The sequence below is a fragment of the Candidatus Electronema sp. TJ genome, assembly GCF_048287355.1.
In the GTDB taxonomy this organism is placed as follows: Bacteria; Desulfobacterota; Desulfobulbia; order Desulfobulbales; family Desulfobulbaceae; genus Electronema.
This window is the reverse complement of record NZ_JBLWEP010000011.1, coordinates 1-26,084: the sequence shown is the minus strand read 5'-3', so window position 1 is coordinate 26,084 and position 26,084 is coordinate 1. Positions and strand designations below refer to the sequence as shown.

Below are 26,084 nucleotides of genomic sequence, written 5' to 3'. Positions count from 1 at the left end.
AGCAGCGCGGCCAGCTCCGCCGCCGAGCCGCTGCCGCCGTCAAAGAGGCCCATCACGCCTTCAATCACCGAGATGGATTGATTGTCCGCATGGAGGGCGAAGCAGCGCCGCGCCCAGTCCGGGCCGCACATGCGGATGTCCAAGTTGCGCGAGACCCGGCCTGTGACTGCAAGATGCAGGCTGGGATCAATGAAGTCCGGGCCGCACTTGAAGGGCTGCACGGTCAGGCCGCGCTGGCGCAGGGCGGCCATGACGCCAAGGGTGACAGTGGTCTTGCCGCAGCCGGAATGTGTTCCGGCTACGAGGAGGGAAGGGGGCATGTGGCTTTATGCGGCGGCGTGATTCAGGAAGAATCCCAGCACGGCCTCAATCTGTCCGAACAGATCGTCATCCCCGCTTTTCAGGCTGACAATCAATCGTCCGTCCGGCGTGAGGCGCACCGGGTCTGGAGCGGGCTTCTGGCCTTTCTTCAGCGGCTTGGCCGCCTGCTTGGGCCGGAAGCGTTCGACAAAGGCGAGCAGGGTTTCCGGGGCGACTGCGGTGGATGCGCTGAAGCTGAAGACCAGCCCTGCCGGAGCCAGCTCCGCCTTGCTGATGCCAAGCTGGCGCAGCTGCTGCTTCAGGCCGAGCAGGGCGAAGAGGTTCTCCGCTTCCGGCGGCAGCGGGCCAAAGCGATCTATGATCTCCTCCTTCAGGTCGGCGAGCTGCTCCGGCTGGGCGTTGCCTGCCGCCGAAAGCCGCCGGTAGAGCCGGTAGCGCAGGGCGGTTTCCTGCACATAGGCATCCGGGAGGAAGGCGGCCACGGGCAGCTTCACTTCCGGCTCCGGCAGCTGCTTGACCGGGCCGCCTTGCGCCGCCTGCTGCTTCAGCTCGGCCACCGTCTCTTGCAGCAGCTCAAGGTAGAGATCATAGCCCACCGCCGCGATGTGGCCGGACTGCGACACGCCGAGCAGGCTGCCGCCGCCGCGCAGCTGGAGGTCGTTCATGGCCAGCTTGAAGCCGCTGCCCAGCTCCGCGCAGTCCATCAGGGCGCGGAGACGCTGCTCGGCCTCAGCGGTGAGCTGCTCCGGGTCCGGCACGAGCAGGTAGGCGTAGGCCTGACGGCTGGCCCGGCCCACCCGCCCGCGCAGCTGGTAAATGTCTGCCAGGCCAATGCGGTCGGCGCGGTTGATGATGATGGTGTTGGCATTGGCGATGTCCAAGCCGGACTCAACGATGGTCGTGCAGACCAGCACATCAATCTCATGGCTGATGAAGGCGACCATGATTTCTTCCAATTCCGGCCCCGGCATTTGGCCATGCGCCACGGCAATGCGGGCTGTCGGCACAAGCTGGCCCAGCCGCTCGGCAATGCCGTGGATGGACTGAATGCGGTTGTGGATGAAGAAGATTTGCCCGCCCCGCGCCAGCTCCTGCTGCACCGCCTCGCGGATGACCAAGTCATCCTTGCGGGCCAGAAAGGTCTTCACCGAGCGGCGATGGCGCGGCGGCGAGGAGATCACTGAAAGATCGCGGATGCCGAGCAGGGACATCTGCAAGGTGCGGGGGATGGGCGTGGCCGTGAGCGTGAGCACGTCCACATCAGCCCGCAGCTTTTTCAGCCGCTCTTTGTGCGAGACCCCGAAGCGGTGCTCCTCGTCCACGATCAGCAGGCCGAGCTGGTGGAAGGAAAGCGTGTCCGAGAGCAGGCGGTGCGTGCCGACAATCAGATCAATCTGGCCGGACTTGAGGCCATCGCTGATCTGCCGCTGCTCTTTTGCGCTGCGGAAACGGCTGGTGCAGGCCACGTCGATGTTGAAGCCAGCAAAGCGTTCGCGGAAGGTGGCGGCGTGCTGCTCGGCGAGAACGGTGGTCGGCACCAGCACCGCGACCTGAAAGCCGTCCTCAATCACCTTGCAGGCCGCCCGCACCGCCACTTCCGTCTTGCCGTAGCCGACATCGCCGCAAACTAACCGGTCCATCGGCTTGGCTGACATCAGGTCGCGCAGCACGTCGTCAATCGCGGCGGCCTGGCCTTCCGTCTCGTCATAGGGGAAAGACTCTGCCAGCTCTTTATAGAGCGTGCCCGGCGGCTGGAAGCTGTGCCCCTGTCGCAGCTCGCGCTGGGCGTAAATGCTGAGAAGTTCCTGCGCCTTCTCCCAGACTGCCTCGGTGACTTTCTTCTTCGCCGTCTGCCAGCGCGAGGAACCGAGCTTGTCCAGCTTGGGCTGCTCGTCGCTGAGGCCCTGATAGCGGCTGACTAAGTGGAGCTGATCAACTGGCACGTACAAACGGTCGCCGCCGAGGAATTCCAGCAGGAGGAAGTCGCCGCGCTGGCCGGCAAAGTCCATGTTGACCAAGCCGTGGAAGCTGGCCAGACCGTGGTCGCGGTGGACAGCAACTTCGCCGACCGCGATTTCATCCAGCGTAAGGCCGTCACCCTGTGCGGCGCGGCTCTTCTTGCGGCGGCTCTGCGGGCCAAGCCGCTTTTCACCGAACAGCTCGGCGGCGGAAAGGATGTGCAGCCCTTCCTCAGGCAGGTCAAAGCCCTGCGAGAGCGGATGTTCAACCAGCAGCAGTGCTCCTTTCGGGCAGATGCTCAGATTAAGCGGTGCACTGATCCGACCCGGTTTGAGGCCGCAGCCTGCCAGCATTTCTTCGAGATGATCAGCTTGCAGGCTGGAGCGGCAGGCGAGGATTGCAGTTTCGCCCGCCCGCAGCCAGCCGGTCAGTCGCTCGGCCAGCGGCGCGATCACGCCGCGCTGCTTGCGCTCTATCTCGATCTCTTGCCGCAGAGAACCGTGGCTGCTGTCCTGCTGCGGCTCCGGGCAAAGATGGTGTTCGGAAATCTGCCGCTCCAGTTCGCTTTGACTGAGGAAAAGGCGTTGCGGCGGCAGAGCGAAACCTTCGGCGGCGGCCTCAGTCCGGTTGTGCTCAATCCGCTCCCAGAGCAGGCTGATTTTCTGACTGACCGCATCTGGTTCCTGCACCACGCAGACCGCGCCGGGCGGGAGATAATCAAACAAAGTCTGCGGTTCCGGGCAGACCAAAGGCAGGAGGAACTCAATGCCGGGAAAGCGGCTTTGCTCGCCAAGCTGGCGCAGCGCGTCGGCATTGCTGAAGCCGAAGCTCTCGGCGCGGGCAGCCAGCTCCTGCCGCCACGCTCCGCTGTGAGGAAAGAGTATGTCTGAGGCGGGCAGGAGAACAGCCTCGTCCAGCTCTTCCTCTGAACGCTGAGTGAGCGGATCAAAGGCGCGGATGGATTCCACCGTATCGCCGAAAAAGTCGAGGCGCAGGGCTTTGCCTTCCAGCGCAGGCCGGAAAGGCGGTGGAAAGAGGTCAACAATGCCGCCGCGCACGGCCAGATCACCCGGCTGCTGCACAAGTTCGCAGGGCTTATAACCGTTGCGGATCAGGGTGGCGATGAGGCCGTCGCGGTCTGTGTCTTCGCACGCCATGACCAGCTCGCAGCTGCTGCTGAGAAGCGGGCCAGGCAGCACACGCCGCAAGACTGCCTCCGCTGAAGCGAGGAGTATGCAGGGCTGACTGCGCTCGTGCAGGAAATGCAGCGCGGCGATGCGGGCCGCCACCGTGGCCGGATCAGGGGCCAAGCGGGCGTAGGGCGGAATCTCAAAGGCCGGATAAACCAGCACCGGCACTACGGTGAAGAGACTGATGTCCCGCGCCAAGGACTCCAGCAGCTCGTCCGCAGGCGCGATGCAGCAGACAGTCTCCCGTCGTTCCGCCTGCAAACGGGCAAGCAGCAAAGCCGTGCTGCCGTGGTTCAGGCCGGTGAGTGAGCAGCTCTGCCCGGCAATCAGTTGACCGTGAAAAGGAAGCATGATGCCAGATGCTTACCATGCGGCAGCGGGAAAGTAAACCGGAAAAGAATCAAACAAGTCTGTTCTCAGCTCTTCGGGCTGCATGAATTGTTTTCATCAGCACGGATGAAATGCTGATTGAAAAGCAGAGCTGCTGAAAGAACTGCTGATATTGAATCAACACTGATTGCAGTGTCAATGCCGAATACGGACATACTCTATCCTAACGAGAAAGTCAAGCTGTAAATATCGCGTCATGCTATTGACATGCCCTGTCGGTGATGATTTACTGAACACATCTGCAAGTCTGACTTTTTATAAAAGAGGATAAGGAGGAACGGGTATGAACAGAGAAATGCATTTCAGAAGGCTTCTCATGACATGCTGTCTTCTTGCGCTGTGCAGCATGACGAGGCCTTCATCTGCGCAGAACATGCTGGCGGCTTGGGATTTCACTGGCAAGGGCGGACAAAGCTCTGTTGCCGCATCAGTTGTTTCCCCTGATCTTGCCGCCGCCGCCGCTGTCGGCGGAGGTTTGATTCCTGACGGTTTTTTAACCAACAGCTTGGCTGGGCGGAACCAGACAGCAGCAACCCTGACAGAGGCAATTGCTGCGGATCAATATATCTCCTTCACCTTGACCCCGGCGGCGCAGCAGCGCATTTTCATCACCGGGATCAACATCAGGCCGGTGAGCCAGAACAGGACACGCAGCTTTGCCTTGTTCTCCAGCCTGAAGCCGTTTGCGCTGGGCAATCAGCTGGCTGAGTTCACCGCGTCGGGAATTCATCAGCCGCTGCATCAGGTCAAAACAGAAAAGAACTACATCATCCGCCTGCCTAGAATCACAGTGGCTGGAAAACGCGGCGGCCTCTCCTCCGAAGAAGAACCGCTTGAATTCCGCCTCTACATCTACGGCCATAATGACGAACATGAAGCGGTCGGCATCGGCGAGCGGCAAGTCGGGATTAACGAGCAGGATTTGATTGTGATTGGGGAGGTGAGCAACAGCACTGCCGACACTCAAGCTCCGAGCGTTCCGACAGGCTTGGCCGCGTCGGGAATCACGGAGACCGGCTTCACGGTGAGCTGGAACGCCTCGACAGACAACGTGGGTGTTGCCAGCTACGAGGTGTTTACAGGAAACACGTCACGGGGCACGGTCAATCATCCGGCGACCTCGCTGGATATCACCGGGCTGACTGCGGACACAACATATTCCGTGACTGTGCGGGCCAAGGACGCGGCAGGCAACACTTCGGCGGCCAGCTCGCCCTTGAGCGTCAAAACTGCTCCTGCAACAGAAACAGGTCGAGTCAAGCAGATAGGCATAAACACTCATCTGAATATTGACTACAACATTGACAAGCCCTTTGCCGATGCCATGCGGGTGCATCGTTCATGGGACCAAATCGGCAGCAACGCAGGCGCAAACGACGCGCCGAGAGACGCGAACGGCTGGCCAACCACGGATGCCGCCTGCTTAGTCTATCATGGCCTGCGGACAGAATCCAACCACGGCACTTACCGCCTGACCTTCAACGGCCAAGCTGCGCTGTCCAGCGGCGATGCGTCCATTGCCAATCAGTCCTACAACTCAGCGGCCAACACCACCACCGCCGACCTGATCATTGCTGATCCGAACAACGAGCAGCTCTTCATCACCTTCACCAGCACCAAGCGCACTGCCTCCAGCGCGGTCAACACCGGCGTGACCAACGTCCGGCTGATGCGGCCTTCCGCGCCCGGCAGCGCGACTCCCTATCCGCCGAGCACGGTCATCACCAATGAATATCTCGACCGGCTGGCCCCGTTCAGCTGCATCCGCTACATGGGCTGGACGCACACCAATGACGGCAACGAGGAAACCACGTGGGCGACGCGCATCCGCTGGAACAATGCGACCATTGCTTCGGCCAACGGCAAGGCGAACTGGGAAAGCGTCATCGTCATGGCCAACGCCGCCAATAAAGATGCTTGGATATCCATTCCGCATCAGGTGGATGACACTTTCATCCAGAAACTGGCTCTGATGTTCAAGTATGGCAGCGACGGCAGCGAGCCATACAGCTCGGCGCAGGCCAATCCTGTTGTGCCGCCGCTCAATCCGGGCCTGAAACTCTACGTGGAATATTCCAACGAAATTTGGAACTGGGGCGGACCGTATCCGCAGACAGCTTGGGTGCGTGATCAAGCTGTGAACTTTGGTGCGCCGCTCAACTTTGACGGCGAAACGGACGAAACAACCTTGCTCTACCGCTACAAGGCAATGCGGACTGTGCAGATCAGCACAATCTTCCGCTCGGTCTTTGGCACGGAGATGATGAGCCGTGTCCGTCCTGTGCTCTGCTGGCAGCAGAATTACGGCGATCTCACAGAGCGCACCCTCAGCTTCATTGACCGTTACTACAGCCGCCGCGACAGCCGTTCAGACTGGAACGATCCGCATCCGGTCAATTACTACATCTACGGCGGCGGCGGCAGCGCTTACTGGTACACTGACGGCACCACGGTGATGAACAGCACGAATCTCTGGGACAACAGCGGCTGGAATCCGGCCACGTATCAGGAAATTCTTTACAATGACATGGCTTGGGCCAAGGCTTACGGCCTTGCCTATGTGCTGTATGAGGGTGACGCGCATCCGACCTACAGCAACAACGATGAGTCAATCATGCAGCAGACCCACTTGGATTCGCGCATGAACGCGGAAACCGTGGAGCATGTCAACGCCAGCAGTGCGCTGGAGGGCGACCTTTTCTTCTTCCTCGTGCTGGCCTCATGGCAGGACAGCAATGAGAACTACTGGGGCCTCATCAACATGGACAACCCGGCCAACTCGCCCCAGTATGATGCTGTTGAAGCCTTGGCCAATCAACCGGCTGAACAGTGCAGCCAAGGCGCGGTCGCACCCTTCACCAGGCCCGGCGCAGCCTTTGACTGTCCCCGCCCGCAGGCGGGCAGCAGCGGTTTTCAAGTGCTGACCGCCGACACAATGGAGTGGGACACCTTCTACGCTGCCTCCTACACCTTCAGGACAACAACAACCGGCACTTTCAATGTGCAGGTGGAGTACAGCACCACAGCCCCGGCCACCTTGGTCGTGGAGTTCGCCGGCAACGCTATCGGCACCTTCAACCTGCCCAACACCGGCGGAGTTGCCGCCTCCACTGGGCAGATCAGCATCAGCTGCACGGCGGACAAGATGTACGCCATCCGCACCATTGCCGCCGCTGGCAGCGTGACGGTGCGGAGCGTGACAGTGGAGTGACCATCCGCAGTTAAAAACCGCCCCGGCTTGCCGGGGCGGCAAGGGTTCATGGCTCGCCGCGCCTTTGCATCCGCCCCTCCAGCAGCTCTTCAGCCAAAGCCACAGTTTGCGGCGTGGGATGATCGCCGCCAAGCATTCTGGCCAGCTCGGCAGGCCGTTCTTCCGGCGCAAGCTGGCGGATGGCTGTGCGGGTGCGGCTGCCGTCATCGGTCTTCTCGACTAAGAAATGCACCTCGCCATAGGCTGCGATCTGCGGCAGATGGGTGATGCAGAAGACCTGATGATGCCCGGCCAGCTCACCGATCTTGCGGGCCACCGCGCTGGCCGCCTCGCCGCCAATCCCAGCGTCGATCTCGTCGAGGATCACTGTCTCCACCTTGTCTTGGCGGGCGAAAAGGCATTTCATCGCCAGCATCAGCCGGGACAGCTCGCCGCCTGAGACCACCTCGGTCAGCGGCTTGAGCGGCTCGCCGGGATTGGCGGAAAAGAGGAACTCCACCCTGTCCCAGCCGTCAGCCGAGAGGCCGGACCCGTCGGGATCGTCAGCCGCCTGCACCGAAACCCCGAAATGGGTCTGACGGAAACTGAGCGAAGCCAGCTCGGCCCGCATGGCCGCAGCCAGCTGCTCCCCTGCCTGCGTCCTTGCCGCTGACAGCCCAGCCGCCAGCCGCCGCAGGTCTGTCTCCACACGCAGCAGCTCCTGCTCCACCTCGGCCAGCTCCTGCTCGATGCCTTCCAGCACATGCAGTTCCTGCTCCGCTTTTGCGGCGAAAGCCAGCACCTCCTCGATGCCTGCGCCGTATTTGCGCTGCAGCTGACGGATCAAAGCCAGCCGGGCCGCAATCTGCTCCATCCGGCCCTGATCCGAGGGCATGGCCTCCAGGTATGCGTCAAGACAGCCTTCCAAGTCTTCAATCTCAAAACAGGCCGAGCTGATCCGTTCCGCCAGCTCCTTGAGGCCGGGATCAAGGGAGGCTGCCTGCTCCATGTTCTTTCTGATCACGCTGAGATGGCCGCGCACCTCCTCGCGCAGCAGCAGGCAGCTCTTCCCGGCCAGCTCGGCCAGCGCGGCGGAAGATTTGAGCAGGTCTCGCTCGCGGATCAGCGCCTCGTCCTCGCCCGGCAGCAGCCCTGCCTGACGTATCTCCCGAAGCTGGAAGCTGAGGAAGTCGCGCTTCTGCTCCTTGTGGTGCTCCTGCTCGTGGAGCTGCTGCCTCCGGCGGACCAGCTTCTGCCGCTGCTCGAAGACCTCGGCGCAGCGTTGCCGCTGCTCCAGAAGCCCGCCGTAGCCGTCAAGGAAATCTATATGGCTGCTGCTGCGGAGCAGAAGCTGCTGATCGTGCTGACCTGCAATATTGACCAGATTCTCTGTCAGATCAGCGGCGGCGCGGGCCGTTGCCAGGCGGTCGTTGATGAAGAAGCGGCTGCGGCCGCTGCTGCTCAGCACCCGGCGGAGGATGCAGTCTCCGCCGCTGTCCAAGCCCTGCTGGCGGAGCAGCTCAGCCAGCTCCGGCTGCCTGCTGATGTCAAAGGCGGCTTCGACCGCCGCCTGCTGGCAGCCGCTGCGCACCAGCAGAGCCGAAGCCCTGCCGCCGGTGAGCAGGTGCACAGCCTGCATGATGATCGACTTGCCCGCGCCGGTCTCGCCGGTGAAGACGATCAGCCCCTTGGGGGCAGAGGAAAAATCAAGTTCCAGCGTGCTGATCAGGGCCAGATCGCTGATGCGCAGCTCCAGCAGCATGTTTGCCTTGAACCACGTTGTTGTTGTTCTGCGGACGCTTCACGTCCCCTCGCCCTCAAAGGCGTTGCGCAGCAGCTCCACCCGCAAGGCGTTCTTGTCAGCAAAGACAGCCGCCACGTCAAAGCGGAGCGGCATGTCCCAATTGCGCATGGCCATATATTCCAGCGCGGCAGCGGCCAGCCGACGCTGCTTGCGGGCATCAACCGCCTCGAAAGGGCTGCCGAACCGGCTGCCGCGCCGTGTTTTCACCTCGATCACCACCAAGCAGCCGCCCTCTTGGGCGATGATGTCAATCTCCCCGCCAGACAGACGGCAGTTGCGGGCAAGAATGACATAGCCTTGCGCTTCGAGAAAGCGGGCTGCCGCCTCTTCGCCGTCACGGCCAGTTGCGCTGGAGCCGCGCCGGGCAAGCCTGTCTGCCGTGTTCATTCAGGCGGCAAAGCAGGCGGCTACTTCTTGACAGGGGAATCCGCGACTATCTCTTTTGTCTCAGGATCAAACCGCCTCCCTGGCGGGCAATCAAAATAATGCGCCTGACCATTTCGGCAGCAGACAAACGCATAAGGATTGCCCGGAACAGGCAGCAGCTCACCATCCTCACATTTCGAGCAGTCAACCGCTTCAGGGGTATTGGTCATCATTTGCGCTCCTTGGCTGGATCTCTTGCATAAGGGCTTGGCAGTTTCGCGCAGGGGCGGTTCGCGAACCGCCCCTGCAACACGTGGCATTTCATTGTAGGGGCAAAACATCTTTTGCCCTTGCCGGCATCACCGGAATGCTGTTCGGGCGAAAGATTTTTCGCCCCTACGGCACGCCGCATTTCACCGCATGGGCAAATTCACTATTACAACGAACATCCCCTCTGCGTCAACAGAGAAAACTCCACACCGCAGCCACCAGCCTCCGCTCCATGCTGGCATAGAGAAAAACTCCATGCTACGTTAGAGAAAAACTCCATGCTAGGTTGGAGAAATTCTCCATGCTACGATAGAGAAAAACTCCATGCTACGATGGAGCGAAACTCGATGCAAGCATGGCGTGATCCTCCATGCTGCGTTGGAGCATGCCTCCATGCCAGCATAGGGGATCCCTCCATGCTTGCATGGACTTTGCCCATATTTCTGTTGACAGCCCGCCCGCAGCTGCGTATGCTGGGGAATCAACACATTGTCCAGCTGCATCAGCATGTTAAATCCCAAGGAAGGACATCATCATGGCTGTTCACTACCGCATCGAGAAGAATCTCCTGACCAAACCCGGCTCCTGCCGGCTCCGCTTCATGCCGCAGGGAATCGCAGGCTACGACGAGGTGGCGGCCCGGGTTGCCCTGAAGAACCCCGGCTCCTCGGCGGAGCAGATCAAGAATCATCTGCGCTCGGGAATGAAGGAGATTCTGGCGATGCTGCTGGAGGGCCTGCAAGTCACGCTGGAGGACACCATGATCTTCCGGCCCGCCTTTCATGCCAAGCTGGACACGCCGGACACGCCGCTGCCGCCGATGGAGAAACTCCTGAGCATCAACATCTCGGCTTCGCAGCCGTATGTCAAGGAGTTCCAGGCCAAGGCGACCTTGGTGCGCGAGCAGTGGACAGAGAAGATGCCAGCCATTCAGGCGGCTGCGGACACCACGACCGGGCTGAGCAATGTCGTCAACCCGGCTGGCGTGCTGCGCCTGACCGGCAGCAATCTCGCCTTTGACTGGCAGTCGCCGGACAACAGCTGCGTGCTGGCCGGAACTGAGAGCGGCAGCGAGGCGCAGACCCAGTTCGCCAGCGTCAGCGACACGGAAATCCTGCTGGTTCCGCACCTGCCTGCCCAGTCCCACACGTGGAACAATGAATACACAGTGTCCATCACCACTCAGTACACCGAACACGGCTCGATCCGCACCGGCACCTACAGCGGCAGGCTGCGCAGTCCGCTCACTGTGCCGGGGCTGGGACTGCCCACGCCGCCTGTGACCGGCATTCTTACCGGCAGCGCGGACACCCCGCATGTCAGCGTCACCGACGGCGGGGTTGTGGCGGACGAGCGGCTGCGCATCCAGGTCGAGCACAACGTGCAGGATGATCTTCTTATTTTCAGGCTGATCGACATGCAGGACGGCGGCACCAAAGGGGCGATGGTGCCCGTGACCGGCGACGGGGCATTCGTGCTGCCGGGCTTCAGCGGCTCGGCAGTGAGCAGCCTGAGCATTCGCGTGGATGAATACGCCGCCTTGAAGACCATGGTCGTCAACGACTACAACGGCAGGCTGGTGGATGTGCTGGATGTGAAGATGGAGTGAGGACTCCGCAGGCGACTTCCGCCGGGAGACAACGGCTCAACTGACTGCATGAGCACACAAGGAGGCGTGCTATGAATCCTGCATTGCACTTGCGTCCCAAATTCATTGTGGATGCGAAAGGGAGAAAGAAGGCTGTGGTTATACCCTTCGATGCCTACGAGCAGCTGATGGAAGACCTTGCTGATCTGGCTGCCGCTGCCGAACGGCGGGAGGAGCAGACGATTTCGCATGAGCAGCTGCTGAAGGAGCTGAAGAACGATGGCATCCTTCCGGGTTGAATGGCGGGCATCTGCGGCCAAAGAGCTGAGGAAGATTGACCGGCAGGTGATTCCCAGAATTGTGGAGGCGGCAGAGCAGCTGGCCTGTGAGCCGCTGCCGCCCGGGGCCAAGAAACTTCAGGGCACCGAGTTCATTTACCGCATCCGCGTGGGCGATTACCGGATTGTGTACGAAGTGGCGGAGGCTGCTGCGTCTGTCACCATTGTCCGCGTCAGACACAGGAAAGAAGTGTACCGATGAGCAGGACTTGCTGGATGTGAAGATGGAGCAATGCAGCATGAGGCTGCACAGGAAGCAGTGTCGCCGTTGTTTTGAAATCATTTTTCTATCAACTCAAGGAGGAAGCCATGTCAGTTCGTCATGCAGTGTTGGGTATGCTGTTTCTTGCCGCTTTGCCGAGCCTGAGTCATGCGTCATGCGCCGCGCCGACCGACCTGAACGCGGTCTGGAAGGCAGATGACGGCGGGCTGTATTATGTCCGTCAGGTGGGCAATGAAGTATGGTGGGTCGGGATGAGCGCAGATGAGGGAAGGACGTGGACCAACGTCTTCAGGGGAACGAGGAACGGGGCCACAGTTGTCGGAAAATGGGCGGATGTGCCGAGAGGCGGGGCAAAAGCCAACGGAATGCTCAAGCTGGCTGTTCAGGAGAACAACGGCGCTGTGGCTGGGTTCACCCGCACAGAGGTGACTGGAGGATTCGGAGGCTCTGCATGGCACCTGAACTGCAATGACGTTGTTCTTGTTCCAGTCAACGAATAACTGCGCTCCTGCAATGAAGCAAAGCGGGGCGCGGCAAGCTGCCGTGCCCTGGCAAGGAATGGCATGAGGAAGAAATTGAGCAAAACGCCTGGTGCGCTTTCACTGCTGGCCGTTGCGGCCTGCCTGGCTGCCGCCATGCCAGCGCAGGCGGCCACGCCGGTCTTTATCAATGAGATTCACTATGACAATGACGGCATAGATGCCAATGAGTTTGTCGAGATAGCCGGTCCAGCTGGCACAGATTTGAGCGGCTGGTCAGTTGTGTTTTACAACGGCAACGGCGGCGGAGTCTATGCAACCCAAAACCTTGCTGGCACGCTTCCCGATGCAGGCGATGGCATGGGCATGATCGCTGTCTATCAGCCAGGGATTCAGAACGGCAGCCCGGATGGGCTTGCTCTGGTTGACACCAACACCAGCAAGGTGGCGCAGTTTCTCAGCTATGAGGGTTCCTTCACTGCTGCGGACGGCCCAGCCAAAGACATGGCAAGCACGGATATCGGCGTGTCTCAGAGCGGATCGACATCGGGAGACTCGCTACAGCTGAAAGGAACTGGCAAGGTGTATGAAGATTTCACTTGGGCCGACACCAGCCCTGCCACGCCGGGCACTGTCAACACGGGGCAGAGCTTCTCCGAATCGGTCAGCTCGGCGCATGGCAGCCTTCAGGGCATTCGTTTTCTGCTGCTGAAGTAGCTGATGAAGAGCAACGCAGGCTGCGTGGGTATTTTGGATGTGATGATGGGGAGAGCGCAGTGAAAGCAGGCAAGATGAGAAGCAAGTTGTCCTGCTTGGCTGACGGCAATCCCTTCCTCCACAGCAAAGCTCTTGACAAGAGTGGAATAACACTATATAGTAATCTTTCTGTCATCCTTCCTTCCTCTCTTCCTTCGCGGTGTTCTTCATCGCAAAGCAGCTCTTCGCATCTTCGATCACTCGTCCGTTTTCCCCGTGCGTCTCGTATCAACAGTGCGCAGCGGCGGAACAAAGCAGTTCCCAAGTTCAACACAGCAGGTCAGGAACATATGAATCTTTCAAAAAACTTATCCGAACGGATCGGACGGGTGATTTTCAGCTTTATCAGCATTTCTCTTGGCCTTATCAGTCTGGCAATGATTGTTGTCGCCATTTGCAATATTTGGCAGTCTTTGCACCAAAGCCATCTGCTTGTGAAAGCCCTTCTTGACGCAGTCGGGCTGATTGTGATTGGCATGGCTGTCTTTGATGTCTCAAAGTTTTTATTAGAGGAAGAAGTTATAAAAAGCCATCATGCGGTTACTCCCTCAACGCAGCGGGCCACGTTGTCAAAGTTTCTCATCATCATCTCCATAGCTGTGAGCCTTGAAGCTTTGGTGTTTATTTTCGATGCCGGGCATAAGAATATAAGCCTCTTGATTTATCCAACATTTCTGCTGATTGCCGCTGTGTTGCTGGTTGTCAGTCTTGGCTTGTATCGGAAACTAAGTCAAGAGGATGCCCTGTAGTTGCGCAGCGAAATCAGACAGGATGAGGAATAAGGCGACAGGGTCACGGCATGTCGTGACCCTGCGATTGCGGCAACGGCAAGCGATCCTCAGGCAATCGCCTGCATCGCGCTCGCGCGGCAGGCTGTGTCAGCCTCACAGAGCTTCGCCCATTTTCTTGGCCGCTGCGGCGTTGTCATCCTCATACGATGGCTGATTGTTGCATTGCTGGTCGAACTTGGCGGTCTGCTGGTCATATGCCGTCTTCTTTGCCTGCATCTCGTTATACAGCTTGTCCGCTTCCGCAAGTTTCTCTTTGTATTTCGCCAGCTCCCCTTTGTAGTCATAGTCAGCAAGATCTCTGGAAGCCTTCAAAGTTTCCGCCTGCTCATCCGCTTCTTTGCTCACAGCGTCATGCCGCGTCTCAATGCCTTGAAACTCGGCGCGACTCTTGCCGATCTCCCGCTTCAGAGTGATGCACTGCTCAATCATCTCCTGAGTCAGCGCGCCTTCGCCGTCCGGTGTGCTTCTGTACTTTCGCTCGCTCTCCTCCGCAGCAGTTGAAATGCCGCTGACAGTCAGGGCAAAAGCGGCGGCCAGCAGAACGCAGCGCATGGAACCATGATTCATTTTTCATTCCTCCGGTGTTGTTCAGGTTGATGCAGTCGCGCAGGTCTGATGAAGCGCAGCGAAATCAGATGAGATATGAGCTGTCCGCTTTCGTTGCGCTCAAGCAGACCCGCGCTGCTTTTCGCCTCAGATAATCGCCTTCATCGCTCCCATATAGCCGCGCAGCTCCGCGCCGATGACCTCAATGCCGGTGCTGCGGATGATGCGGTTGACCTCGATCAGCTCCTTGTTGCTGACGGAGTTATCCTTCACATCCATGCCCTTGCCAATCACGTCCGCGCCCACAGTCTTCATGAAGTCTTGCAGCAGCGGATAGGCCGCATGGTTGAAGAGATAGCAGCCGTACTCCGCTGTATCTGAAATCACCACGTTCATCTCATACAGCTTCTTGCGGGTGATCAGGTTGGCGATCAGCGGCAGCTCGTGCAGGGATTCGTAATAGGCTGACTCCGCCTTGATGCCGGAAGAAACCATCGTATTGAAGGCCAGCTCCACGCCAGCTTTGACCATCGCCACCATCAGGATGCCCTTGTCGAAATACTCCTGCTCGCTGATGGCCATGTCCGCCGCTTCTGTCTTCTCAAAGGCGGTCTCGCCGGTGGCCTTGCGCCATGCGAGCAGGTTGGCATCGTCGTTCGCCCAGTCCTGCATCATGGTCGTGGAGAACTGCCCGGACATGATGTCGTCCATGTGCTTGCAGAACAGCGGCCTGAGGATGCGCTTCAGCTCGTCAGCAAGATGGAAGGCCCGCAGTTTTGCCGGGTTGGAGAGCCGGTCCATCATGTTGGTGATGCCGCCGTGCTTGAGGGCCTCAGTGATGGTCTCCCAGCCGTTCTGGATCAGCTTGACCGCATAGCGGGCATCCATGCCCAGCGCAACCATCCGCTCGAAGCAGAGCAGCGAGCCGGTCTGCAACATGCCGCAGAGTATGGTCTGCTCGCCCATCAGGTCGGATTTTACCTCAGCAACAAAGGAGGACTCCAAGCAGCCAGCGCGATGGCCGCCTGTGCCAGCGGCGTAGGCTTTGGCAATGTCCCAGCCGATGCCGAGCGGGTCGTTCTCGCGATGCACAGCCAGCAGGGTCGGCACGCCGAAACCGCGCTGGTACTCGTGCCGCACCTCGGTGCCCGGCGATTTGGGCGCAACCATGATCACGGTGATGTCCTTGCGGATCTGCATCCCTTCTTCAACAATGTTGAAGCCGTGCGAGTAAGAGAGGCAGGCGTTCTGCTTCATCAGCGGCATCACCGCCTTGATCACGCCGGAATGCTGCTTGTCCGGGGTCAGATTGATGACCAGATCAGCGGTGGGCAGCATCTCCTGATAGGTGCCGACCTTGAAGCCGTTCTCCGTGGCCCGCTGCCAAGACAGACGCTTGCTGGCAATGGCCGCGTCGCGCAGAGTGTAGGACACATCCAAGCCGCTGTCGCGCAGGTTCAGACCTTGGTTCAGGCCTTGCGCGCCGCAGCCGACAATGACGATCTTCTTGCCCTTCAGGGCTTCCACGCCGTTGAACTCGGAAGCCTGCATGAAGCGGCAGCGGCCCAGCTCGTCAAGCTGAAGGCGCAGGGGCAGGCTGTTGAAATAGTTGGCCATGATGATTCTCCTTGTGCAGAGTGGTTGAAAAATGCCGAATGATGCTATCTTACCAGCAAATGCTGCGGCGTAAAGGGTTTTGTGCAGAATGGAGCGGCATGCAGGGCATCCGTGCAGCTGCTTTCCATCCGTCCGCAAAACAATCCGGCATGTTTTGGAAATACCATCTGGATGGTATCGGAGAAACCATCTGGATGGCACCGGCAATACCATCTGGTATGTTTTGGAAAACCATCTGAATGGTATCCCCAATACATACCAGATTGTTTTTGCAGCTCTCCTCCGCTGCCATTCCATCCGGCAAGCGCCTTGGACAGCCTCCCGCATTGCTCTCCCGCCGATTTTTTCAGGGCATTTTCCCTCCCGATCAGGTTTAATGGGCGCAGTCAATCCGCGCTGAACGCGCTTCAGCTTTTTCTTGTTTCAAGGAGAGAGAATCATGGGACAAACCGTCGCTGAAAAGATCATTGCCGCCCATCTGGTTGAGGGCGAGCTGAGGAAGGGAGCCGAGATCGGCATCCGCATTGACCAGACCCTGACCCAGGACGCAACCGGGACGATGGCCTATCTGGAGTTCGAGGCCATCGGCATTCCCCGTGTGCAGACTGAGCTGTCGGTCAGCTACGTGGATCACAACATGCTGCAATCCGACTTCAAGAACGCCGACGACCACATATTCCTGCAAGGCGCAGCCCGCAAGTTCGGCCTGCACTACTCGCCGCCCGGCAACGGCATCTGCCATCAGGTGCATCTGGAACGCTTTGGCATTCCGGGCAAGACCCTGCTCGGCTCCGACTCGCACACCCCGACCGGCGGCGGCTTGGGAATGCTGGCCATCGGCGCGGGCGGGTTGGATGTGGCGATGGCGATGGCGGGCAAGCCGTTCTACATGATCATGCCCAAGATTTATGGCATCAAGCTGACCGGCAGGCTGCGGCCTTGGGTGGCGGCCCGCGACGTGCTCTTGGAAGTGCTGCGTCAGCTCACGGTGAAAGGCGGAGTTGGTTATATTATGGAGTACTTCGGGCCGGGCGTGGCAACACTGAGCCTCACCGACCGGGCGACGATCACCAACTTCGGCGCGGAGCTGGGCGCGACGACTTCAGTCTTCCCCTCGGACGAACAGACGCGCAAATACTTTGCCGCACAGGGCCGCGAGGAGCAGTGGCGCGAATTGAGCGCGGATGCGGATGCGGAATACGACAAGGTGCTGGAGATTGATCTGTCCACCTTGGAGCCGATGATCGCCTGCCCCTCCTCGCCGGACAACGTGGTCAAAGTGCGCGAAGTGGCGGGCCGTCCGGTGGCGCAGGTGCTGGTCGGCTCCTGCACCAACTCCTCGCTGCGCGACCTGACTGCGGTCTCGAAGATCATGGCAGGCCGCTCGGCGCATCCTGATGTCAGCTTTGAGATCAATCCCGGCAGCCGTCAGGCTTTGGAGAACCTCACCGCGCAGGGCGGCATCCTGCCTCTGCTGCAAGCCGGTGCGCGGATTCATCAGTCTGGCTGCCTGGGCTGCATCGGCATGGGCCAGGCACCGCCCAGCAACATGATCTCCCTGCGCACCTTCTCGCGCAACTTCCCCGGACGTTCTGGCAACAAGGGCGATTTAGTCTATCTGTGCAGCCCGGAAGTGGCGGCGGCTTCAGCCATTAAGGGTGTGATCACCGACCCGCGTGATCTGGGCGAATATCCCGCCTTCACCCTGCCCGAACGCTACCTGCCCGGCGATGAGCGCATCGAGCGGCCCCTGCCGGAAGCGGAGAGCGCGAAAGTCGAGATCGTACGCGGGCCGAACATCGCGCCGTTCCCAACCTTTGCGCCGCTGCCGGAGACATGGAAGGGCAAGGTCGTGCTCAAGCTGGCCGACAACATCACCACTGACCACATCATGCCTGCGGGCGCGAAGATACTGCCGCTGCGCAGCAACATCCCGGCGATCAGCGAATATGTCTTCTCGCAGATCACCGAGAGCTTCGCCCGCGACATGCAAGCGACGATGGCTGAAGGCTTTGCCGGCGCGGTGATCGGCGGGGACAACTACGGCCAAGGCTCCAGCCGCGAGCACGCCGCCCTGGCCCCGCGCTATCTTGGGGTGGAGGTGAAGCTGGTGAAGAGCTTCGCCCGCATCCACAAGGCCAACCTGATCAACTTCGGCATTCTGCCCCTGACCTTTGCTGACCCGGACGACTACGACCGTATTGAGCAAGGCGCGGAAGTTGTCATCAAAGGCCTGCGCCAAGCCGTGCTCTCCGGCGCGGAGACGCTGACCGTGGAAATCGGCGGCAGGGCAGTGCAGGCTTGCTGCGAGCTGTCTCAGCGGCACCGCGAGATCATCGCCGCTGGCGGTTTGCTCAACTGGGCGCGGTAGCACAGGATAACAGGACATGTTCCGGCAGAATGGCAGCATTCTGCCGGAGCTGCTCTTGGCACGAAGAAAAACCGCGCTGCAAGATATGCTGCTGCTTTTTTGTGAAACAACACGACTGCGAAGCGCAATGAAACTGTCAGCCTGCCTGCTTTTCTCCTGTCTGCTGCTTGCCGCCTGCAAATCCAGCCCGCAGCGCAAGGTTGCTCTCGGTACCTTGGAGCGCGACCGCATCTCCCATGCCGCCGCCGCCAGCGAGGTGATCGCGGAGCAGCCTCTTCCGCAAGGCAGCATGGTGAAGAAAGGCGCAGTGCTGGTGCGGCTGAATGACACGCTGCAAAAGATGCAGGTGAGCAAGGCGAAAGCGGAGCTGGCGCAAGCTGCCGCCAATCTCGACAGGCTCCGCAACGGAGCGCGGGCGGAAGAGATTGCTGCGGCCAAAGCCAAAGTAACGGCGGCGCAGGCCGTGCTGACAGAGAGCGAGGTGCAGCACGAACGTTTGAGCGGCTTGGCGCGGCAGAACATCACCAGCAAGGGTGAGATGGACAAGGCAGCCTCGGCGCGTGATGTGGCCCGCGCTCACTTGCAGGCGGCGCAGGAAGAGCTGCGCATCTTGACCAATGGCACCCGTGCGGAAGACCTCCAGGCAGCCACGGCCAAGCTGGAGGCTGCCGCCGCTGTGCTGGCGATGGAGAAGAAGCGGCTTGCTGATCTGACCATCACCGCTGCGTGCGACGGGCTGCTTGACGAGCTGCCGTGGAAGACAGGCGAGCGTCCCGCCGCTGGCAGTGCCTTGGCTGTGCTCCTGGCAGGCAAGGCACCCTATGCCCGCGTTTATGTGCCTGAGCCATACCGGGCTAAGATCAAGACCGGCGACAAGCTGACTGTGCATGTGGACGGCATGGAAGTCCCTGTCACCGGGCAGGTGCGCTGGATTGCCGCTGAAGCGGCTTTCACCCCCTATTATGCCCTCAACCAGGAGGAACGCGCCCGCCTGATGTTCCTTGCCGAAGTGCAGCTGCCGGACAGCCAATCCCATCTGCCTGACGGTGTGCCTGCCCAAGTTGACCTGCCATGACTGAGCCAGTCATCAAGGCAGTACAGTTAAGCCGACACTTTGGCAGCCTGAAGGCTGTGCAGGATCTGGACTTGGAAATTCACAGAGGGCAGATCTACGGCTTTCTTGGTCCGAACGGCAGCGGCAAGACCACCGCCATCCGCATGTTGACCGGTCTGCTGGAGCCAAGCTCCGGTTCTATACAGGTGCTGGGATTGGAGCTGCCCAAAGAAGCGGAGCAGATACGCCTGCGCATTGGCTACATGACCCAGAAGTTCTCCCTCTACGACGACATGACCGTTGAGGAAAACCTTCAGTTTATCGCCCGCATCTATGGTCTGCCGGGCCGGGCGCGGAGGCAGCGCATTGAGGAGCTTCTGGCAGTGTACAAGCTGGCAGACCGGCGCAGGCAGATGGCCGGACGGATGAGCGGCGGCCAGCGGCAGCGGCTTAGTCTGGCAGCGGCGGTGCTGCACAAGCCTGACCTCCTTTTCCTTGACGAGCCGACCTCCGCTGTTGACCCAGAGAACCGCCGCGAGTTCTGGGAGCAGCTCTTTGATCTCAGCCACGAGGGCACCAGCATTCTTGTTTCCACGCATTACATGGACGAGGCGGAACGCTGCCACCGTCTGGCCATCTTGGAGAACGGCATCAAGCGGGCAGAAGGGCCGCCAGAAGAATTGATGCGGAACATGGGTGCCCATGTGGTGGAGATCGCCTCCGCCAACCTGCGCCAGCTCAAGCAGGAGCTGCTCAAGCTGCCGGAAGTGATAGCTGCGGCCCAGCTTGGCGCACGGCTGCGGGTGCTGGTGCGCAATGCCGTGAGCGAGCCGCTGGCGTTCCTTTCCCGCCAGCCCAGCGTTGGGCCGCAGGACAGCTTGTCGTTAGTGCGGCCCAGCTTGGAGGATGTCTTTGTCACCTGCACAGGCAGGAACCGGGCAGGATAAGCAAGGCCAGCTTATCAACCTCGTTACGAAAACCCTCCTGTTGACAAAGGCAGATGCGCGGCTTAAACTGGCTGGTCAGCACCTTGCAATCGTTCTGTCCTATCAATGCAGTATGGATGGATAGACGAGTTAATATATTATGATATCTCACGAGAATGCCAATTAAACACGATTTATCTCATCTGTATGCGCTCAAGTCAGCGATTGAAGGACTGCTCGGTTATAATGCTTGGTATGAGTTGAAGGAAACAACATCGCTTTCTACATGGCGTAAATATATCCTGAAAATATTGAAGGCGATCCAAATCAGCATTTATGAATCCATCGAAGTAACTGATGCTGAATGGCTCAAGATGGTCGAAGACAATATCGCACAGGGTGAGCAGCAAGCGAAGAGTAGCCAAAATATAGACGAGTTACTTTCGTGCTTCACAGCCACACTGCTTAGGCAAGTATTCCTTCAAATTGGAGGCCTTCCAAACAGAAAGGCTGAGAAGAGTGTAGCTCTCAGCAAGGCTAACTGGCGGCTAAATAGCCGACGAAGTGTTCAGTATGTGCAGTCGAAAGCGCAACTCGAATTCGTCTTCTGGTGCGAGCAGCAAGACCGGATCGGTCATGAGAAGCAAATGGAACTTCACAACGAGCATCGTAGAAGCAAGAGTGAATTGCCATATTCTGAATGGTGCCGCAAACGTGAAGCCTAACCACCTGCCTTCCCCCTTCCCACCAACGCATATAAGTCCGCCGGACTTACCTACGTAAGTCCCAAAGACTTATATATGTAAGTCCGGCGGACTTATGTACGTAAGTCTTTCGGACTTACATACGTTCCTCCCCGCCGTCTTTTTTCTTGACAGGCCGGGCCGCGCTCCGTATGCTGCGGGACAGGTTTTTTTACCCGCTGTCATCAGCAGTTAGAACCCGTTGGGAGGACGAGACGGCAATCATCCGGCACCGGCCCAAGCTGAACCCGCTGACCACGCCCGCATCCTGCAAGCCATGAAAAGCCTCCTGCGCATCCACGCTGTTTTCACCAAAGAGCTGCGCCAGCTCAGGCGCGACCGCATGACCTTCGGCATGGTGGTGATGATCCCGCTCATCCAGCTCATGCTCTTCGGCTATGCCATCAACACCAACATCCGCCATATTCCGGTGGGCTTGGTTGATCAAAGCCGCACAGCCTTGAGCCGGGCTGTGGCGCAGACGGTCAGCGCGACCCAGGTGGTCACCTTCATCGCTCAATATGATGACGTGCACCAGGCGGAAAAGGCGCTTGATAATCTGGAGGTGCGGGCCGTGCTTGTGCTGCCGCCTGACCTTGGCGCACGGCTGCTGCGCCATCCCGCTGCTCTTGGCAGGAATATTGCCGCTGACGCGCGGACGGCCCGTCCAGTCGGGCAATGGCTGGCGGACGGTTCAGATCCCGTGATTGCCGCCGCCATCCGCAGTCTGCGCTCCATGCCGCTGTCCGAAGCCTTGCGCCAGCCTGTTCCCAGCAGCGCTCCCACCTTTGAGACCGTGCTGCTCTACAACCCGGAGCAGCGCACCGCCGTCAACACTGTGCCAGGGCTTGTCGCCATCATCCTCACCATGACTATGATCATGTTCACCGCCGCCGCCATAGTCCGCGAGAGCGAGCGCGGCAATATGGAGATGCTGATCACCACGCCGGTGCGGCCTCTTGAGCTGATGCTGGGCAAGATCATCCCGTATATGTTTATCGGCGGCGTGCAGGTCACGATTATTCTTGGCTTAGGACACTTGATCTTTAAGGTGCCGATAGTCGGCAGCCTGGCGCAGCTCGCCGGGGGCACGCTCCTCTTCATCACTGCCTGTCTCACCTTGGGCTTGGTGTTCTCCACCATTGCCAAGAACCAGCTGCAAGCCATGCAGATGGCCTTTTTCATCATGCTGCCTTCAGTCCTGCTCTCCGGCTTTATGTTTCCGTATGAAGGAATGCCCAAACCAGCGCAGCATATTGCCGAAATCCTGCCTGCCACCCATTTTGTCCGCCTGATTCGCGGCGTTGTCCTGCGTGACGCGCACATCCTCAACATGCCCTATGATGTCGGCTTCCTGGTGATGTTCATCCTTGTCGGCCTGACTGTGGCCTCGCTGCGCTTCAAGAAGCGGCTGGGCTGAGGCGGCTGGCCGTTCGGCGCACCCTGATGTCAGGGAGAGCGCGAAGGTGGAGAGCGTGCGCGGGCTGTTGCCGCAGCCGGTTTGCTCAGCTGGGCGAGGCAGGGAATCAGGGAAGTCAGAGCATCCGTCAGGCAGCAAAAAAATGATATTTCTCCTGAAATATTGAATCCTGTCTGCTGGGAAGCGGAGAGGCTCTTTTCCTGAGGAAATCAGCAGAAGCGACCTATTTTCTATAAAAAAAACTGTATCCAATCAAGATGGACTAACTGAGAAACTTCCGATCTGATGCCAAGGCAACTTTTCGGCTTTCTTTGTTTTTATCGCAAAACACTGCTGACGGAGAAATTTGGCACACACTTTGCATGAACTACAGTGTTCTTCATCTCTTCTTTTTTTGGCCGGTTTCTCTTTCGCAGGGGAAACCGGTTTTTTTATGGGATAAAACGCAAGGGAGAAATTGCCTTTTGCCGCAGATTGAGGTATATGCTTTCCGGCAGGAATGACTCAACCTCTCAGATCCATGCCGACTATCCCTTTCAATATCGTTCTCGTCGAGCCGGAGATTCCGCCCAACACCGGCTCGGTGGCCCGGCTCTGCGGTGCCACGGACTCTGTGCTGCACCTTGTCCATCCGCTCGGCTTCAGCACTGATGACAAGCACCTGAAGCGGGCCGGGCTGGACTACTGGCCGCAGGTGCATATCCGCCACTGGCCGGACTGGGCCACATTCCTTGCCGAGCAGACTTGGCGCAGGCTTTTCTTCTTCACCACCAAAGTGGAGCGGCCCTACTGGCAGGCAGCTTTCCAGCCTGGTGACTTCCTCATTTTTGGCCGGGAAACCAAAGGGCTGCCAGAAGAAATCCTTGCGCTTCACGCTGACCGCTGTTATACCATTCCGATGAGCAACCCGCAGATCCGCAGCCTTAATTTGGCCATGAGCGCCGGGATTGTCCTGTATGAGGCATTGCGGCAGCAAGTCAAAATGTAGGGGCAGTCTGATTCAACCGCTGGAAATTTTGTCCGTATAGTTCTGCAGAAAAGACAACCTGCTGCCAGAATGAGCAAAATGCCTTCCTGCCCCCGCTGCGGCTCTGAAATCCGGCTCGCGGGCGATTGGCAAGCATTTGCATCTGGACGGCAATCGCTCGCGCAGCTTCAATGTTTTAGTGAAAGCCATCAAAGATATTGTTTCCAGCAATCCAATCTTATGAATGATATTCCAAAGAAAGGCAAAGTCTATCTCGTCGGCGCAGGTCCGGGCGATCCTGGTTTGATCACCCTGCGCGGCAAATTCCTGCTCGAACGGGCCGAAGCGGTGGTGTATGACCACTTGGCCAACGTCAAGCTGCTCGCTCATGCGCCCGCCGAGGCTGAGCTGATCTATGTCGGCAAAAAAAGCAATCAGCATACCTTGCCGCAGGAGGGCATCAACCGCCTGCTGGTTGAGCTGGGTTTGGCTGGCAAGCGCGTAGTGCGACTTAAAGGCGGCGATCCCTTCATTTTTGGCCGGGGCGCGGAGGAAATTGAGGAATTAGTCAAGGCGGGCATTCCCTTTGAAGTGGTGCCGGGCGTGACTTCGGCCACAGCTGCTGCTACTTACGCGGGCATTCCGATAACCCACCGCGATTACACGGCTTCGGTGGCCTTTGTCACCGGCCACGAGGCGGACGGCAAGGAAGAATCGAACATCGCTTGGGACAAGCTGGCGACCGGTGCAGGCACGATCATTATTTATATGGGGATTAAAAACCTGCCGATCATCACCAAGAAACTCATCGAACATGGTCGTGCGCCGGACACGCCAGTGGCAGTGGTGCGCTGGGCTTCTACTCCGCAGCAACGATCTGTGGTCGGCACGCTGGCAACTATTACTGAAGTGGTTATGCAAGCAAAGATTACTCCGCCTGCTTTGGTGATTGTCGGTGAAGTGGTTAAGCTGCGTGATATGATTGATTGGTACGAGCACCGCCCGCTGTTCGGCAAGCGAATTGCCGTCACCCGCACCCGCGAGCAGGCCAGCGAGCTAGTCTCCAAGCTGGAGGAATACGGTGCGGAATGCCTTGAATATCCGACCATTCACATCGAACCGGTGGCGGATTGCTCAGTGATAGACGCGGCGTTGGAAAATATGGCCGCATACCACTGGCTGCTTTTCACCAGCCTGAATGCGGTGACCTATTTCTTCAAGCGACTGCATGAGAAAGGCTTAGACAGCCGCGCCCTTGCGCCCTGCAAGATCGGCGCAGTGGGAAAAACTACAGCGGATGAAATCGGCAAATATGGCCTGCGGGCTGATATGATCCCGGAAAGATTCACTGGAGAAGGCTTAGCCGAAGCTCTGATTGCCGCTGGCGAGACGCAGAACAGACGCTTCCTCCTCCCCCGCGCTCTCAAGGCGATGGAGACGCTGGCGGAGCTGCTGGAAGACGCGGGCGGTTCTGTCACTGTCGCGCCGGTGTATCAAAACGTGCCGCCGCAGGGCCGTAAAGACGAGCTGCGCAAAAGCCTGCTGGAGCGTGGCCTTGATGTCGTCACCTTTGCCAGTTCCTCCGCCGTGACCAATTTTCTTAACATGGTGGACGCGCAGGACGAAGCCGAGCTGCATCAGCTTCTTGATCCGGTCAAAATCGCGGTCATCGGCCCGGTGACGGCGGAGACGGTGCGCAAGCGCGGTTTAAAGGTGGATATTCAGCCGGAACGGTACACGATTGACGATCTGGCTGCCGCAATCGCCGCGCAGGGCCGCCAAGGCTGAAATCTCCCCTGTTGTGGTATAAAATATTTTGCGGGCGGTACAGCTTTTTGCATTGTCATTTCTTGGATCGGACGCTATACTGAAGATGAGACCTCCAAACCGTTCATGGACTTTAAACAAAGCCGGAACATCCTGAGGGCACTAACAAATGACAGTGAAAAACAACACATGCCTGCTTGCAGTTCTGTGCAGCGTCAGTCTTCCCACGCTGGCCGCCGCTGATATGCAGCCGATTTCATCCTGCGTCACCTGCGGGGACAACGCCGCAGTCAGCAGTCTGCTGCTGGCGGCAGGAATGTACGGCGGTTTGGATGATGCCGTCTCGAAAAAGGGGCTTGATCTGTCCCTGAGTGAATCAGCCAAGATGTTCAAAGGGGTGCTCCCTGACCAAGGCCAGCTGGACGGTCAGGACATCACGCTCTCTTATACCGGATCAGAGGGGCGGCTGGGGTTCTCCGCCGGATATCTGTACACTGCGCCGGAAAACACCCGCTCCGCCGGAACTGTCCTCTTGGACTTGAACTCGCATGGTCGGAACGTCCTGCACGAAGAAGCCGACAAACCTTGGTATGTGACTCTTAATTTCACCAAGGATTTCCAGCTCAGCGATTCAGTCGCCCTTGGGATTGACTCCAGAACCATGCTGCTCTCGCCCTCGTTGTCAGACGAGGCGGACAAGCGGGCTGTCTGCATGTCCTTCAATCTGCCGGTGTCTTATGGTGGACTGTTTACAGTCACCCCGGAGCTGCAATGGTCGCGCTCTTTAGAGACAGGTGGGCAAGCCGACATGGTAGCGGCCGCTGCGGAGAAAAATCCAAATACCTTCTACGGCGGCATGTCCATCAGCTTTTCTTATTGAGAAAAGCAGTGCTCCTAATAAAAAAAAGAGGTGTATTTTCAGATGCCTCTTTTTTTTGTCTTCTGATGCCACCACGAACCTATCCCACTATTCGTTGTGCCCACATAAAAGAGACAGCCAGCGAGAGA

22 protein-coding genes and 1 pseudogene are annotated in these 26,084 nt (G+C 58.9%); 16 read left to right on the top strand and 7 right to left on the bottom strand.

The features are described 5' to 3' along the window. Positions 1-320, bottom strand: a pseudogene (locus ACNKID_RS01780) (cobyrinate a,c-diamide synthase); the annotation flags it as partial. 6 nt (positions 321-326) lie between these two features. Then, positions 327-3,821 (bottom strand): transcription-repair coupling factor, encoded by a 3,495-nt coding sequence (gene mfd, locus ACNKID_RS01775; RefSeq protein WP_417911713.1) that lies wholly within the window; start codon positions 3,819-3,821, stop codon positions 327-329. A 385-nt stretch (positions 3,822-4,206) separates the two neighbouring features. On the opposite strand from mfd, the gene ACNKID_RS01770 reads away from it, so the two are divergent. Further along, the gene (locus ACNKID_RS01770) at positions 4,207-7,071 is read left to right on the top strand and encodes a fibronectin type III domain-containing protein (protein WP_417911712.1); all 2,865 of its coding nucleotides are present in this window, start codon (positions 4,207-4,209) and stop codon (positions 7,069-7,071) included. Between the two features lie 46 nt (positions 7,072-7,117). Here the strand turns inward: ACNKID_RS01770 and recN are convergent, their stop codons facing one another. The 3 genes from recN to ACNKID_RS01755 are packed head-to-tail and all read right to left on the bottom strand — an operon-like array spanning position 7,118 to position 9,450. Next, a complete protein-coding gene (gene recN, locus ACNKID_RS01765) occupies positions 7,118-8,812 on the bottom strand; it encodes a DNA repair protein RecN (protein ID WP_417911711.1) in 1,695 nt (564 codons plus the stop codon). A 39-nt stretch (positions 8,813-8,851) separates the two neighbouring features. After that, positions 8,852-9,241, bottom strand: coding sequence for a YraN family protein (locus tag ACNKID_RS01760; protein ID WP_417911710.1), 390 nt, complete (start codon positions 9,239-9,241; stop codon positions 8,852-8,854). A gap of 20 nt (positions 9,242-9,261) precedes the next feature. Then, complete coding sequence (locus tag ACNKID_RS01755; RefSeq protein WP_417911715.1) at positions 9,262-9,450, bottom strand: chitin-binding domain-containing protein; 189 nt, start codon at positions 9,448-9,450, stop codon at positions 9,262-9,264. 575 nt (positions 9,451-10,025) lie between these two features. Here ACNKID_RS01755 and ACNKID_RS01750 point away from each other — a divergent pair. The 6 genes from ACNKID_RS01750 to ACNKID_RS01725 all read left to right on the top strand — a co-directional run bounded on the left by ACNKID_RS01750 (position 10,026) and on the right by ACNKID_RS01725 (position 13,623). Beyond that, positions 10,026-11,099: a DUF4469 domain-containing protein gene (locus tag ACNKID_RS01750; RefSeq protein WP_417911709.1), complete on the top strand. Its 1,074-nt coding sequence runs from the start codon at positions 10,026-10,028 to the stop codon at positions 11,097-11,099. A 71-nt stretch (positions 11,100-11,170) separates the two neighbouring features. Continuing rightward, a complete protein-coding gene (locus ACNKID_RS01745) occupies positions 11,171-11,377 on the top strand; it encodes a hypothetical protein (protein ID WP_417911708.1) in 207 nt (68 codons plus the stop codon). Beyond that, entirely contained in the window at positions 11,358-11,618 is a 261-nt protein-coding gene (locus ACNKID_RS01740; protein ID WP_417911707.1) for a type II toxin-antitoxin system RelE family toxin, read from the top strand. Before ACNKID_RS01745 ends, ACNKID_RS01740 begins: the two co-directional genes overlap by 20 nt. Positions 11,619-11,725: 107 nt before the next feature. Further along, positions 11,726-12,139: a hypothetical protein gene (locus ACNKID_RS01735; RefSeq protein ID WP_417911706.1), complete on the top strand. Its 414-nt coding sequence runs from the start codon at positions 11,726-11,728 to the stop codon at positions 12,137-12,139. Positions 12,140-12,214: 75 nt separating this feature from the next. Beyond that, complete coding sequence (locus tag ACNKID_RS01730) at positions 12,215-12,835, top strand: hypothetical protein (protein ID WP_417911705.1); 621 nt, start codon at positions 12,215-12,217, stop codon at positions 12,833-12,835. A gap of 59 nt (positions 12,836-12,894) precedes the next feature. Continuing rightward, the gene (locus ACNKID_RS01725) at positions 12,895-13,623 is read left to right on the top strand and encodes a hypothetical protein (RefSeq protein ID WP_417911704.1); all 729 of its coding nucleotides are present in this window, start codon (positions 12,895-12,897) and stop codon (positions 13,621-13,623) included. 135 nt (positions 13,624-13,758) lie between these two features. Here ACNKID_RS01725 and ACNKID_RS01720 read toward each other — a convergent pair whose 3' ends face one another. Both ACNKID_RS01720 and ilvC read right to left on the bottom strand, forming a co-directional pair. Continuing rightward, positions 13,759-14,232: a hypothetical protein gene (locus tag ACNKID_RS01720; RefSeq protein WP_417911703.1), complete on the bottom strand. Its 474-nt coding sequence runs from the start codon at positions 14,230-14,232 to the stop codon at positions 13,759-13,761. A 126-nt stretch (positions 14,233-14,358) separates the two neighbouring features. Further along, on the bottom strand, positions 14,359-15,828 hold the full coding sequence (ilvC, locus tag ACNKID_RS01715) for a ketol-acid reductoisomerase (RefSeq protein ID WP_417911702.1): 1,470 nt from the start codon (positions 15,826-15,828) through the stop codon (positions 14,359-14,361). 38 nt (positions 15,829-15,866) lie between these two features. Here ilvC and ACNKID_RS01710 point away from each other — a divergent pair, with 38 nt between their 5' ends. The 9 genes from ACNKID_RS01710 to ACNKID_RS01670 all read left to right on the top strand — a co-directional run bounded on the left by ACNKID_RS01710 (position 15,867) and on the right by ACNKID_RS01670 (position 25,956). Continuing rightward, positions 15,867-16,067 carry a hypothetical protein gene (locus ACNKID_RS01710; RefSeq protein WP_417911701.1) on the top strand — a complete coding sequence of 67 codons (201 nt, stop codon included), beginning with the start codon at positions 15,867-15,869 and terminating at the stop codon, positions 16,065-16,067. Between the two features lie 200 nt (positions 16,068-16,267). Continuing rightward, a complete protein-coding gene (locus tag ACNKID_RS01705) occupies positions 16,268-18,199 on the top strand; it encodes an aconitate hydratase (RefSeq protein ID WP_417911700.1) in 1,932 nt (643 codons plus the stop codon). 16 nt (positions 18,200-18,215) lie between these two features. Further along, positions 18,216-19,274 carry an HlyD family secretion protein gene (locus ACNKID_RS01700; RefSeq protein ID WP_417911699.1) on the top strand — a complete coding sequence of 353 codons (1,059 nt, stop codon included), beginning with the start codon at positions 18,216-18,218 and terminating at the stop codon, positions 19,272-19,274. After that, entirely contained in the window at positions 19,271-20,200 is a 930-nt protein-coding gene (locus ACNKID_RS01695) for an ATP-binding cassette domain-containing protein (RefSeq protein WP_417911698.1), read from the top strand. Before ACNKID_RS01700 ends, ACNKID_RS01695 begins: the two co-directional genes overlap by 4 nt. Positions 20,201-20,355: 155 nt before the next feature. Then, positions 20,356-20,904, top strand: a complete 549-nt coding sequence (locus tag ACNKID_RS01690) for a hypothetical protein (RefSeq protein WP_417911697.1) — start codon at positions 20,356-20,358, stop codon at positions 20,902-20,904. Between the two features lie 295 nt (positions 20,905-21,199). After that, positions 21,200-22,342 carry an ABC transporter permease gene (locus tag ACNKID_RS01685; RefSeq protein WP_417911714.1) on the top strand — a complete coding sequence of 381 codons (1,143 nt, stop codon included), beginning with the start codon at positions 21,200-21,202 and terminating at the stop codon, positions 22,340-22,342. A gap of 520 nt (positions 22,343-22,862) precedes the next feature. Continuing rightward, a complete protein-coding gene (locus ACNKID_RS01680) occupies positions 22,863-23,330 on the top strand; it encodes a tRNA (cytidine(34)-2'-O)-methyltransferase (RefSeq protein ID WP_417911696.1) in 468 nt (155 codons plus the stop codon). 219 nt (positions 23,331-23,549) lie between these two features. Further along, positions 23,550-25,097, top strand: coding sequence for a uroporphyrinogen-III C-methyltransferase (cobA, locus tag ACNKID_RS01675; protein WP_417911695.1), 1,548 nt, complete (start codon positions 23,550-23,552; stop codon positions 25,095-25,097). Between the two features lie 154 nt (positions 25,098-25,251). Further along, positions 25,252-25,956 (top strand): hypothetical protein, encoded by a 705-nt coding sequence (locus tag ACNKID_RS01670; RefSeq protein WP_417911694.1) that lies wholly within the window; start codon positions 25,252-25,254, stop codon positions 25,954-25,956. Positions 25,957-26,084 lie beyond the last annotated feature (128 nt).